Source organism: Bradyrhizobium sp. 604_D8_N2_3 (assembly GCF_051810765.1).
Classification (GTDB): domain Bacteria; phylum Pseudomonadota; class Alphaproteobacteria; order Rhizobiales; family Xanthobacteraceae; genus Bradyrhizobium; species Bradyrhizobium barranii.
Genome location: NZ_JBPWPM010000001.1, coordinates 8,863,383 through 8,875,370 on the forward strand (window position 1 = coordinate 8,863,383; position 11,988 = coordinate 8,875,370).

The 11,988-nt window shown below is 66.1% G+C and carries 10 protein-coding genes; 2 read left to right on the plus strand and 8 right to left on the minus strand.

Going from position 1 to position 11,988, the window contains the following annotated elements:
• The 3 genes from AB7245_RS42645 to AB7245_RS42655 are packed head-to-tail and all read right to left on the minus strand — an operon-like array spanning position 1 to position 1,932.
• Positions 1-771 (minus strand): enoyl-CoA hydratase, encoded by a 771-nt coding sequence (locus AB7245_RS42645; protein ID WP_085400036.1) that lies wholly within the window; start codon positions 769-771, stop codon positions 1-3.
• 11 nt (positions 772-782) lie between these two features.
• Positions 783-1,232 (minus strand): MarR family winged helix-turn-helix transcriptional regulator, encoded by a 450-nt coding sequence (locus AB7245_RS42650; protein ID WP_085400034.1) that lies wholly within the window; start codon positions 1,230-1,232, stop codon positions 783-785.
• Between the two features lie 31 nt (positions 1,233-1,263).
• Positions 1,264-1,932 (minus strand): TetR/AcrR family transcriptional regulator, encoded by a 669-nt coding sequence (locus tag AB7245_RS42655; RefSeq protein ID WP_085400033.1) that lies wholly within the window; start codon positions 1,930-1,932, stop codon positions 1,264-1,266.
• 91 nt (positions 1,933-2,023) lie between these two features.
• Here AB7245_RS42655 and AB7245_RS42660 point away from each other — a divergent pair, with 91 nt between their 5' ends.
• Positions 2,024-3,283: an HlyD family secretion protein gene (locus AB7245_RS42660; protein WP_085400031.1), complete on the plus strand. Its 1,260-nt coding sequence runs from the start codon at positions 2,024-2,026 to the stop codon at positions 3,281-3,283.
• Entirely contained in the window at positions 3,231-4,844 is a 1,614-nt protein-coding gene (locus tag AB7245_RS42665; protein ID WP_085400030.1) for an MDR family MFS transporter, read from the plus strand. Before AB7245_RS42660 ends, AB7245_RS42665 begins: the two co-directional genes overlap by 53 nt.
• 154 nt (positions 4,845-4,998) lie before the next feature.
• Here the strand turns inward: AB7245_RS42665 and AB7245_RS42670 are convergent, their stop codons facing one another.
• The 5 genes from AB7245_RS42670 to AB7245_RS42690 form a co-directional block, all read right to left on the minus strand.
• Positions 4,999-6,660: a tannase/feruloyl esterase family alpha/beta hydrolase gene (locus AB7245_RS42670; protein WP_085400028.1), complete on the minus strand. Its 1,662-nt coding sequence runs from the start codon at positions 6,658-6,660 to the stop codon at positions 4,999-5,001.
• A gap of 96 nt (positions 6,661-6,756) precedes the next feature.
• A complete protein-coding gene (locus tag AB7245_RS42675) occupies positions 6,757-8,211 on the minus strand; it encodes a GntP family permease (protein WP_085400026.1) in 1,455 nt (484 codons plus the stop codon).
• A 3-nt stretch (positions 8,212-8,214) separates the two neighbouring features.
• Entirely contained in the window at positions 8,215-9,234 is a 1,020-nt protein-coding gene (locus AB7245_RS42680; protein WP_085400024.1) for a patatin-like phospholipase family protein, read from the minus strand.
• A gap of 111 nt (positions 9,235-9,345) precedes the next feature.
• On the minus strand, positions 9,346-10,590 hold the full coding sequence (serA, locus tag AB7245_RS42685) for a phosphoglycerate dehydrogenase (RefSeq protein ID WP_085400059.1): 1,245 nt from the start codon (positions 10,588-10,590) through the stop codon (positions 9,346-9,348).
• Positions 10,591-10,710: 120 nt separating this feature from the next.
• Positions 10,711-11,943: a rhodanese-like domain-containing protein gene (locus AB7245_RS42690; RefSeq protein WP_085400023.1), complete on the minus strand. Its 1,233-nt coding sequence runs from the start codon at positions 11,941-11,943 to the stop codon at positions 10,711-10,713.
• Positions 11,944-11,988 lie beyond the last annotated feature (45 nt).

Below are 11,988 nucleotides of genomic sequence, written 5' to 3' on the forward strand. Positions count from 1 at the left end.
TCAGGCAACCTTGGTGAAATCCGGCGGCCGGCGCTCGGCGAAGGCGGTGAAGGCCTCGCGTGCTTCCGCCGTGCGCAAACGCTGCGCGAATTGCTCGCCTTCGGCCTGCATCTGTGCGACCAGCGCCTCGCCGTTGCGCATCAACTTCTTGGTCGCAGTAAGCGCGCCGGCCGGCTGGCGAGCGAGCCGCTGCGCGAGCGCAAGCGCCTCGGCATCGAGCTTGTCGAGCGGCACCACGCGATTGGCAAGGCCCCATTCCAGCGCCGACCGGGCCGGTACGGTCTCGCCCAGCGCGAACATCTCGTAGGCGCGGGCGTAGCCGATGCGTGCCGGCATCAGCAGGCTCGAGGCGGCCTCCGGCACCAGCGCGAGGCTGACGAAGGGCGTCGACAATTGCGCATTGTCGGCGAGCACGACGAGGTCGCAATGCAGCAGCATCGTGGTGCCGACGCCGACGGCGCGGCCCTGCACGGCCGCGACCAGCGGCCGGGTGCAGCGCGCCAGCGACTGGATGAAGCGCACGACGTTGCGGCTGCCTTCGGACTTGCCGGCTGCGACGGCGGCGAATTCGCCGACATCGTTGCCGGCGGTGAACATGTCACCCTCGCCGCGGATCAGGACCACGCGGGTGGACGGATCGAACTCGGCGGATTCGATGGTGTCGGCGAGCTTGCCGTACATCGCATCCGTCAGCGCGTTCTTCTTGTCGGGGCGCGCCAGCGTGATGGTGAGAATTCCATTGTTGTTCTCGATCCGGACGTGCTCGGTCATGGGTCTCTCCTTTAGTCGTCTGAAGGTCTTGGAAACTTGTCCTGAATGCTGGTCAGCCAGCGCGCGACGATGTCGATCTCCGCGCTGGTAAATCCGTCCGTCAACGCGGCGTTGATCTGCGCCGCGTCAGTCTTCGCCTGCGCCAGCACGGTGCGCCCCTTCGGCGTCAGCCATACGCGCCAGGCCCGGCCGTCCTCGCGATCGGCCCGCCGCTCGACCAGCCTCGCCGCAGCACTGCGATCGACGAGCCCTGAAATTCCGGCCGGCCCCATGTCGAGCGCCGCGCCTGCCTCGCCCATCAGCACGCCGTCCTGCTTGCCGAGGATGAACAACAGCCCCGCCTGCGCCGGCGTGACCTCGTTCTGCGGCTGCGCCGCCATCCAGCGCTGCAAACGGCGTTGCGCGACGTTCAGGAGGTAAATAAGCCGATGATGCCTCGCTGCGGCTTCTTTATTTCGCATGCGAAATAGATAGCCGAGCCGAACCGGATTGTCAAAGGGAGACGGCTACGGGGGCGCGGCAGCCATCGAGGAACAGGGCCGCGCAGGTCTGCACGCGGCGCTCGATCTGCTTGCGTGACGGCAGCGGCATGTCGCCATAGATCGCCGCGCGCTGCGGCGCCGATGCGACCATGCCGATCAGCATGCCGGCAACTTCCTCCGCATCATCGATGGCGATGCGCTTGCGCTTGACCTGGACGCGCAGCCAGCCCGCGAGCGTCCTGACGGTGCGGGAAATGCCGTTGTTGTAGAAGTTGGCGGCGAGCTCGGGGAACGCGGCGGATTCCTGCAGCACCATGCGCTGCAGCGCCACGACCTCCGGATCGAGTGCGAGATCGGCGCAGGCCAGCAGCGCGGCACGCAGGCCCGTCGCGATATCGACCTCGTCGCTTCCTTGCAGATCCACGGCGGAGAGCAGCCGCTCGAGCCTGTCCGCGCACATCGCCTCGAACAGTGCGGCCTTGCCCGGAAACAGGCGATAGAGCGTCTTGGTCGAGACGCCGGCGCGACGTGCCAGCTCTTCGGTGCTGGTCGCGGCATAGCCGTCGACGGCGAAGGCGTTGCGCGCTGCATCGAAGACGATCCGCCTCGTCTCCTCGTCGCTGCGCAGTTGCGGCCGCCCGCGGGGGCGGCATTCACCTGAAGGTTTTGCCTGAGCCATGCTTTTAGATGACGCCTGTCATTCCATTGACAATTCCAAAGCTAGTCTCATTTTGGAAATCGTCAAGTTTCCTAATTCAGGGGAGCCGGCCATGTCCGTCCACACCACCCCATCCGCTGCGACCCAAACCGCTATTCCAGCAACCGTGCCGGAGGGCGTGCTGCCCACCGCCCCGACCGGCATCCGCCGGCAAAAACTCAATCTCCGCAAGCTGTTGCTGATGGGTGCGACGATCGTCGCGCTGGCCGGCGCGAGCTGGTACGGCTACGACTACTGGACCGTTGGGCAGTACCTCGTCTCCACCGATGACGCCTATGTGAAGGCCGACAACACCACCATCGCGCCAAAGGTCAGCGGCTACCTCGACCGCGTCCTGGTCGGCGATAACGAGCATGTGAAGGCCGGCCAGGTACTCGCCAGGATCGACGATCGCGACTTCCGGGTCGCGCTCGACCAGGCCAAGGCCGATGTCGCCGCCGCGAATGCGACGGTGACGAGCAAGCAAGCGCAGCTCGAGGTCCAGCAAGCCGTGATCGCGGCGGCAAGAGCGACCATCGATGTCGACAATGCCGCGAAGGTTTTCGCGAAGCAGGAGAACAAGCGCTACACCGATCTCGCGGCAACGGGTTTCGGCAGCGTGCAGAACGCGCAGCAGGCGCAAGCGCGCGACGCCGGCGCAGACGCGGCGATCCAGCGCGATATCGCCAATCTCACCTCCGCCTTGAAGCAGGTCGATCTCCTCAACGCCGAGATATTGCAAGCCAGGGCCGCCGCCGCACGCGCGGCCGCACTCCAGCGTCAGGCCGAGCTCAATCTGGGCTACACCACGATCGTCTCCCCGATCGACGGCGTGGTCGGCAACCGCTCCTTGCGCGTCGGCCAGTTCGTGCAGGCGGGCACCCAGCTGATGGCGATCGTGCCGGCCGAGGGCGCCTATGTCGTCGCCAATTTCAAGGAGACGCAGCTGACCCACGTGCAGGCCGGCCAGGCCGTCGATATCGAGGTCGACACCTTCCCGGGTCAGGTCGTGCACGGCCACGTCGATTCCATCGCGCCGGCGAGCGGCCAGGAATTCGCGCTGCTGCCGCCCGACAACGCCACCGGCAATTTCACCAAGGTGGTGCAACGCATCCCCGTCAAGATCGCGCTCGATGCCGCGCACGGTCCCGCGATCGCGCTGCGCCCCGGCATGTCCGTGATCCCAACCATTGCAACACGTTCGACCGCGCCGACCGCCAATGCGGCCGCGGCGCCCAAGGCAAACGTAAAGGCGAAGCTCGTTTCCGGAGGGTCGTGCCATGTCAAACAGCCTCTCACTTTCGACGCCAGCAACACCGGCCGCGACGCCTGATCCGGCAATAGCCGACCCGAACCGCGCGAGTGCCGCGATCTGGATCGCCGTGCTCGCCGCCATGATCGGCTCGTTCATGGCGATCCTGAACATCCAGATCACCAACGCCTCGCTGGCCAACATCGAGGGCGGCATCGGAACCGGCGCCGACAACGGCTCCTGGATCTCGACGTCGTATCTGATCGGCGAGATCATCGTGATCCCCCTGACCGACTATTTGAGCCGCGTGTTCTCGTTCCGCCGCTACATGCTGGCGAGCGCGACGCTGTTCGCGGCGTTCTCGGTCGCCTGCGCCTTCACCCATGATTTGCCGTCGATGATCGCGATGCGCGGCCTGCAGGGCTTTGCCGGCGGCGTGCTGATCCCGATGGCGTTCACGCTCGTATTGACCAAGCTGCCGAAGCCGCAGCAGCCCGTCGGTCTTGCGATCTTCGCACTGTCCGTCACCTTCGCCCCCGCGATCGGCCCGACCATCGGCGGCTATCTCACCGAGAACTACGGCTGGCGTACCATCTTCTTCGTCAACGTGATTCCGACCGCGGTGATGGTGGCCGCGCTCTATCTGACGCTGGAGAAGCAGAAGATGCAGCTCAGCCTGTTGAAGGAAGGCGACTGGGCCGGCATCTTCACCATGGCGATCGGGCTGTCGGCACTGCAGGCCGTGCTGGAGGAGGGCAACAAGGATGACTGGTTTTCCTCGCCCTTCATCGTCAAGCTGGCGATCATCGCGGCCGTCAGCCTCACGCTGTTCGTCACGATCGAGCTCACGATCGAGAAGCCACTGATCCGGCTGCGTCTCCTGACGCAGCGTAATTTCGGCTTCGGCACCATTGCGATGACGATGGTCGGCTTCGCGCTGTTCGGCTCGGTCTATATCCTGCCCGCCTATCTCGGCCAGGCGCAGGGCTACAACGCCGAGCAGATCGGCAACGTGCTGGCCTGGACCGGCCTGCCGCAGCTCGTGCTGATCCCGCTGATCCCGAAGCTGATGCAACGCTTCGACACGCGCTATATCGCGATCACCGGCCTTCTGATCTTCGCCTATAGCTGCTTCATGAACACGGCGATGTCGCCGGACTATGCCGGCGACCAGCTCTGGATTCCGAACATCGTGCGTGCCGTGGGACAGGCCATGGTGCTGACGCCGCTGACCTCGGTGCTGACAGGCGGCATCGCGCCGCAGGACGCGGCCGCGGCCTCCGGCATCAGCAACATGTTCCGCAATCTCGGCGGCGCGATCGGCACGGCGACGCTCGCGACCATCATCACCAAGCGCGAGCAGTTCCACTCCAACATCATCGGCCAGTCGGTCACGCTCGGCCGCGAGGAAGTCCGCACCCGCATCGCGCAGATGACGGATTACTTCATGGCCCACGGCGTGCCCGACCCCCACGCCGCGCGCGAGCAGGCCATCATCGCGCTCGGCAAGACGGTCAAGCGCCAGGCGCTGGTGATGGGCTATTCCGACGCCTTTGCCGTGATCGGCATCGTGCTGGTGATCGCCGCGATCGCGGTGCTGCTGACGCGGCGCGTGAAGGCGGCCGGTGGGCCGGTGCATTAGGCTCTTCTTCCCCCTCTCCCCGTTCTTACGGGGAGAAGGTCGGGGTGAGGGGCCTCTCTCCACACGTGAGATCGTCGAGGGACCTGTACCCCCTCACCCGGATCGCAAGAGCGATCCGACCTCTCCCCGCAAGCGGGAGAGGTGAAGAGCCGCCTCACGGCGCGCAGGTGAAGCTGGACGCCTCCGTGACCGGGCCGCTCTTGTAACGCGGCCAGGACGGCCAGCGGCACAGCGGCATCGCGCGCAACACGGCAAACGACGGCGCCTCGACCTTCTGCTCGCTAACTTCGAGATCGCCGGGCGCCTTGCCCTTCTCGACCCAGTCGACCAATGCGCTCAGCATGTCGACATTGGCCGGCGCGCCGGAGCCGACATGGTCGACGCCGGGGGCGGTGTAGAGCCGCGCGAATTCCGCCGTCTCGGCCTTGCCGAGCTTGCGCTCGACGCTTTCGAAATAGCGGATGCCGGCATAGGGGCTCTGCGCATAGTCGGCCATGTGCTCGAGCATGATCAGCCGGCCGCCGCGTCCGCGAAAACGGCTGAGATCCGGATCGGTCGAATCCATCAGGCTCGAGACCTCTAGCAGCCGCGCCTTGTGCTCCTCGACCTTGTAGGTGGTGACGTCGAGCTTGGGATCGCGTGCGAACACATGTTGAATGCCGCCGGCGCCGTAGATCCAGGCGATGCCGTTGTTGGGGGCAGGCGGCTGCGCGGGTGGCGCTGTGCCAAGCCACCACGCCACCCAGCCACCGGTCGGTCCGATCGCCGCCGCATCCTCGCCCGACACGCCCCAGCCCGGATAATCGTCGAGCCCGTTGGCGAGCGCGAACGGGAATTTGTAGGTCCCGTGCAGCGTGTTCACGGCCTTGATCTGTGCATCGGTGAGGCACTGATCGCCGCTCTGGCCCGCCGCACAACGCAGCGTCTCGACCTTGAACGCTGCCTTGCAGGCTACGGGGTCCTGCACCAGCGCATTATCGGAGCCGTCGGCCTTGTCGCAAGCCTGCCGCACGGAATCGGCCACGAGCTTGACCTGCGCCGGATTGATCCAGCCCTCGCCCATGGTCGCGAGCCCCGAGCGCGTGCCGGCATGCTGCAGGCCGACCCAGTTGATCACGGGCACGCGGGCGAAGATGCCATCGAAATCATCAGGGTAACGCTGCGCCATGGTGAGGCCTTCGCGGCCGCCCTCGGACGAGCCCATGAAGTACATTTTTTCCGGCTTCTTGCCGTATGTGCGCTCCATCAGCCCAACCGCGGCGTCGCGCACCTTCTTGTAGGCACGGTGGGCGAAATTCTCGAAGGCTTCGTCATTCAGCGCGAACAGTTGCGGCGGCTCGCCTGGCTTGGACTCATGGCCGGAATCGGTGCCGTAGGTGACGAAGCCGCGCGCCAGCGGCGACGGCTTGTCGAACGGATAGGCCGGCGGCAGCCCAAGGCCGGTGATCAGCACGCCGTTAAAGCCCCCACCGCCATACTGAACGGAGCGCCCGTTCCATTCGACGGGAAGGTTGACCTGGAATTTAATCGGCGGCGCCTTGGGATCGGTTGGGTCGATGTGACCCAGCACCTTGCAGAAACCGGGATTGGCCGGCGTGATGCGCCCAGACGGCGTCGGCCCGCGCTCGGCGACAGCCAGTTGCGACGGCGCCAGCAATGTCGCGGAAACGATCTTCACGGCATCGGCGCCGCCAGCGAGGCTTTTGCAGACCATCTCCGCATCCTCCGCCAGCGTCGCCGCCGACACGGCATTCGCACTCAGCGCGACCGCCGCACCCACGAGCAATGCACACCGCTTCGCGTTCTTTCGCGTCATCGTTTCCACCCTGGCTTTCCCTATTTTTGTATCCGACGGTTGGCCGCATTCAATGCAACCTTCGCCCTTCCGTCAATCGCTTGCGCTGGCCTTCCTTCAGAACGATCCCAGCGCGCTGCCCAGGGCGATCACAGCCACCAGCGCCAGCAGCGACGTCGCGATGCCGACCATCACGATGTCGAAATAGCTGTCGCGGTGCGTCAGGCCGCAGATCGCGAGCAGGCTGACCACTGCGCCATTGTGCGGCAGGATGTCGAGCGTCCCCGAGCCGATCACCGCGACGCGGTGCATCAACGCAGGGGCGATGCCGGTGCGCGCGGCGAGCTCGACATAGGTCTGGCCGAGCGCGTCCAGCGCAATGGTCAGGCCGCCTGACGCCGACCCGGTCAGCGCGGCCAGGATGTTGGTCGCAACCGCTAGCGAGACCAGGGGTCCGCCTTCGATCGCAAGCACCCAGTCGCGCACGATCGTGAACGCCGGCAGCGAGGCGACGACCGCGCCGAACCCGACGAGGCTGGCGACGCTGAACGCGGGCAGGACGGATGCATTGGCCCCGGCGTCCATGGTGCGGCGAAGCGCCGGCAGGCGGGCCCGGTTCAGCACGATGGTCGTGACGATGGCCGCAGTCAGCGCGACCGCGACCGACCACACGCCTGCGACGGCCGCGAGCGTCGTTTCACCAAAACGCTGCTCGGCGAGATAGCTGACATCGAGCCGCGGCAGCACCACGAGCGACATCACCAAATTCACGATGACGACCACGATCAGCGGCGCGATCGCACTCCACACGGGCGACGGCCGCTCGCTGCGCTGACCGTGCTGGAGTTCCGCCGGATCGAACTCGCGCGCGGTCGTGGCGCGCTCGCGCACGAGCTCGTCGGCGGCGGCGCGCTCGGTCGCGCCCTCGATGTCGTCGCCATAGCCTTCTCCGGCGCGGCGCGCTGCGGCTTCAGCGCGGTGCAGCCACCACAACCCTGTCACGAGCATGATGAGCGAGGCGATGATGCCGAGACCTGGCGCTGCGAACGGCGTCGTGCCGAAGAACGGCATCGGGATCGCATTCTGGATCGACGGCGTGCCCGGCAAGGCCGACATGGTGAAGGTCGACGTCCCCAGCACAATCGCAGCCGGGATCAGGCGACGCGGGATCGAAGCCGCGTGAAACAGCGAGCGGGCCATGGGGACGATGACGAAAAATGCAACGAACAGGCTGACGCCGCCATAGGTCACCGCGGCACCGGCGAGCACCACCGCCAGGATCACGCGACGCTCGCCGAGGCGCTCCGCCATGAAGGCGGCGACCGACGTGACCGCGCCGCTATCGTCCATCAGCTTGCCGAAGACCGCGCCAAGCAGGAAGATCGGGAAGAACTGGGCCAGAAATCCCGCCGCATGCACCATGAACACCTGGGTCAGGTTCGCAAGCAGCGGCTCGCCGCCGAACAACGCGGCAACGAGCGCTGCAAACGGCGCCAGCAGAAGCACGCTCCAGCCGCGAAAAGCGAACAGGACGAGCAGGGCGAGCCCGACGAGGAGGCCGAGAAGACCCATGTCTCAGCACTCCGACAGCAGGACGTCGAGATCGGCGGTCGATTGCCGGCCGATGTCGGCACCGTGCGCGGCGAGAAACGCGTCCGCGGCCAGGCGCCCCTCGGCGCGCAGCATCGAGACGAACTCCCATTCGGCGTTGAGCTTGGATGACGCGCCGAACTTCGCCAGCATGTCGCTCTTGACGCGGTGGGTCCGCATCTTTGCCCAGCGCGCGCCCTCGCCGCTGCCGGGGTCGGCCGCCTGGCGCAGCAGCGCGATCATGCGCAATTCCTTCATCAGGGGTGAATTGAACGAAATCTCGTTCAATCGATTGAGAATCTCCGCAGCCGTCCGCGGCTCTTCGAGCGTTTCGGTCGGATTGATCTGCACCAGGATCGTGTCGTGCGCATCGCTTTCGCGAATGAGCGGCGTGATCGTGGGGTTGCCGGCGAAGCCGCCGTCCCAATAGGGCTCGCCGTCGATGTCGATCGCGCGGAACATGGTCGGCAGGCAGGCCGATGCCAACAGCACGTCCGCCGTGATCTCGGCATTGCGGAAGATGCGGCCACGGCCGGTGCGCACCCGCGTCGCGGTGACGAACAGCTTTATTGGCGAGCTCGCGAGCCGCTCGAAATCGATGCTCTCGGCCAGCACCGCGCGCAGCGGATTGTAGCCTGTCGGATTGAGATCGTAGGGCGACAGCACGCGCGACATCAAATCGGTGAGGATGTAGAAGGGCGACGTATCGAGCGTCCAGCGCCCCATCAGTCGATCGAGCGGCGAGCGCTGGAGCGGACTAAAGGCGGCAGCCTTCGAAACGCGGCGCCAGTATTTTTCGAGCGCGTCGCGCGCGCCCTCGGCGCCACCCGCGATCCACCCGTCTGCGAGCACGGCCGCATTCATCGCGCCCGCGGAGGTGCCGGAGATCGCGGCGATGGTGAGCCACTTCTCTTCCAGAAGACGGTCGAGCACGCCCCAGGTGAAGGCGCCGTGCGAGCCGCCTCCTTGAAGCGCGAGATCGATCAGTACGGCGTCCCGTTCCATGGCGGCACCCACGCAACTGAAGCTCAAATTCGACGCGATTTGTCACACGCCGAGAATAACGACAGTTTAGAGAACCTTGGCAGCGTAATGCAACTGGAACGTGACGCCGGCCTAGTGCTCGAACACCAGCCGCGCGCCGACCGTTCCGTCGAGCGCGCGGATCTGCTGAAGCAATGCATCTGAATCCTGGCCTGCCAGGTCGGCGTCGAGCACGACGTAGCCGAGGTCGCCGGCAGTCTCCAGGTATTGCGCGACAATGTTGATGTCGCGCTGGAGAAAGACCTCGTTCAGCCGCCTCAGCATGCCCGGCACGTTGCGATGGACATGGCTGAAGCGCGCACCGGCGGGACGTAAGTGCAGTTGCACCTCCGGGAAGTTCACCGCGCCCATGGTCGATCCCGTGATGAAATAGTCGACCAGTTTTCGCGCGACTTCCCCGCCGATGCGCTCTTGTGCTTCCTCGGTCGAGCCGCCGATATGCGGGGTGAGGATGACGTTCTCGAGGCCCTGCACCGGGCTCGTGAAGCGATCCGAGTTCGAGGACGGCTCGACCGGAAACACGTCAATGGCTGCGCCGGCGAGATGGCCGTCGCGCAAGGCGCCGGCGAGCGCATCGAGATCGACCACGGTGCCGCGGCTATTGTTGATCAGGAACGAGCCTGATTTCATCGCCCGCAGCTCCGTCTCGCCGATCATGCCTGCGGTCTCCGGCGTCTCGGGCACGTGAAGGCTGACGACATCGCTCTGCGCCAGCAGCTCTTCCAGCTTCTCGACCGGCTCGGTGTTGCCGTGGCGCAGCTTGTCGGTGCGGTCGAAATAGATCACGCGCATGCCGATCGCTTCGGCCAGCGTCGACAGCTGCGAGCCGATATTGCCGTAGCCGATGATGCCGAGCGTGCGGCCGCGCACCTCGCGGCTGCCGGTCGCCGACTTGTCCCAGCCGCCCTCATGCGCCGACACCGAACGCGGGAAGATGCGCCGCAGCAGCATCACGATCTCGCCGATCACGAGCTCGGCGACGCTGCGCGTGTTGGAGAACGGCGCGTTGAACACGGGAATGCCGCGCTTGCGGGCCGCCAGGAGATCGACCTGGTTGGTGCCGACGCTGAAGCAGCCGACCGCGAGAAGCCCGTCCGCGGCCGCGAGCACCTCATCGGTTATCTGGGTGCGCGAGCGGATGCCGAGCAGCGACACGCCCTTCAGCGCGCGCCGCAGGTCTTCGCCGTCCAGCGCCTTGGTCAACCGCTCGACATTGGTGAAGCCCGCGCTCCGGAACAGGTCGACAGCGCTGTCATTGACGCCTTCGAGCAACAGCGCCTTCGCGTTCCGCTCGGGGCTTTGGCCTGGGGCTGGCATGGAATCTCCGTAGGTCACAGCTTTGCCGCAGCTCATAGACCGCGGGGGAGATGCAGCACAATAGGGTTTGGATATGGGGAGAAGATGGCGGGGCGGTAAGTGTTTACGGTGGCCGCCCAGTCAAATGACGTAAAACCCGTGCGTACCGTCGAGCCGGAGTTGCTCGACGAGACCGTATTCCCAGTCGAGATAGGCCTGCATCGCGCGCTCGGCGACGTCAGTGCCCTCATAGGGCCGGCGGTAGCGATGCGCCGGGTCGGGCTTGGGCAGCACGCGCGGCGGGCCGACCTCGAGCTCACCCCCGTAACCGCCTTCGAGCACATAGACCTCCCAGCCCATCTGCGCGAGCCATGACGCCGTCATGTCGGCACGCACGCCCTGGTCGTCGGTCAAGAGGATGCGCGCGCCGCGCACGGGCGCGGCCATGTCGGTTTCCTGGACGAGCTGGCCGCCGGGGTAATGACGGAAGCCGGGGAAATGGCCGGCCGCAAATTCCTCTGAGTCGCGCACGTCGAAACGATAGAGCGTGCGATCGGTCTGCGCTGCGAGTGCCTTCGCCTCGTTCGCGCCGATGTGGCGAACACCGGCGCGATAGGCGACGTCGCGGGCATTGGCCGGGCCGCCCTCGAACGGCCCGATCGCGCCACGCCTGTCGGCACCGTGATCGAGCGTGTGCCGCGCCAGCGTCCAGCCGATGGTACCGTTGCGCAGCGCCCGCACTTTGTTGGGCACGCCGGCATTGATCAGCGACTGCGTGCCGATGATCGAGCGCGTGCGCCCGGCGCAATTGACGATGATGGTGGTCTCAGGGTCGGGCGCGGCCTGCCCTGCCCGCAGTACCAGCTCAGCACCGGGCACGCTGACCGAGCCCGGAATGTTCATGGTCGCATATTCGTCGAAGCGGCGGACGTCGAGGATGGCGATGTTGGCCCTGTCCGCGATCAGCTTTGCCACTTCGTCGGCGCTGAACGACGGCGTGTGCCGCCGCGCCTCGACCAGCTCGCCGAATGCCTTGGAATAGGAATTGACGTCCTCGAACACCTGATAGCCCGCCGCGCGCCAGCCCTTCAGCCCGCCGTCAAGCGCACGGACATTGCTGTAGCCGAGCGCGGCAAGCCGCTCGGCGCCGGTTGCAACAAGTCCCTCGGCATCATCATAGAGCACGATCGCGACGTCCTTGCGCGGCAACCGCAGCTCGGCCTCGATCGCGATCCGGTCCGCGGCCATGTTGGCGGCAAACAGCGGATGGCCGGTGGCGAAGCCGGCCTCGTACCTGAGATCAAGCAGCGCGATCTCCTCGCGGAGCAGCAGCGCGCGGCGGATATCGGCGGGGGTGACGGTGGGGAGTTTCATGGCGTGAACCCTGGCAAGTACGGCCAAGGGCTTTTGAACGATTGC

Bases quoted from the DNA above. Each gene is read 5' to 3' on its own strand.
- AB7245_RS42675 (WP_085400026.1), bottom strand. From the start codon at position 8,211: ATGGGTCTTCTCGGCCTCCTCGTCGGGCTCGCCCTGCTCGTCCTGTTC.
- AB7245_RS42655 (WP_085400033.1), bottom strand. From the start codon at position 1,932: ATGGCTCAGGCAAAACCTTCAGGTGAATGCCGCCCCCGCGGGCGGCCG.
- AB7245_RS42670 (WP_085400028.1), bottom strand. From the start codon at position 6,660: ATGACGCGAAAGAACGCGAAGCGGTGTGCATTGCTCGTGGGTGCGGCG.
- AB7245_RS42665 (WP_085400030.1), top strand. From the start codon at position 3,231: ATGTCAAACAGCCTCTCACTTTCGACGCCAGCAACACCGGCCGCGACG.
- AB7245_RS42690 (WP_085400023.1), bottom strand. From the start codon at position 11,943: ATGAAACTCCCCACCGTCACCCCCGCCGATATCCGCCGCGCGCTGCTG.
- AB7245_RS42680 (WP_085400024.1), bottom strand. From the start codon at position 9,234: ATGGAACGGGACGCCGTACTGATCGATCTCGCGCTTCAAGGAGGCGGC.
- AB7245_RS42660 (WP_085400031.1), top strand. From the start codon at position 2,024: ATGTCCGTCCACACCACCCCATCCGCTGCGACCCAAACCGCTATTCCA.
- AB7245_RS42645 (WP_085400036.1), bottom strand. From the start codon at position 771: ATGACCGAGCACGTCCGGATCGAGAACAACAATGGAATTCTCACCATC.
- AB7245_RS42650 (WP_085400034.1), bottom strand. From the start codon at position 1,232: ATGCGAAATAAAGAAGCCGCAGCGAGGCATCATCGGCTTATTTACCTC.
- serA (WP_085400059.1), bottom strand. From the start codon at position 10,590: ATGCCAGCCCCAGGCCAAAGCCCCGAGCGGAACGCGAAGGCGCTGTTG.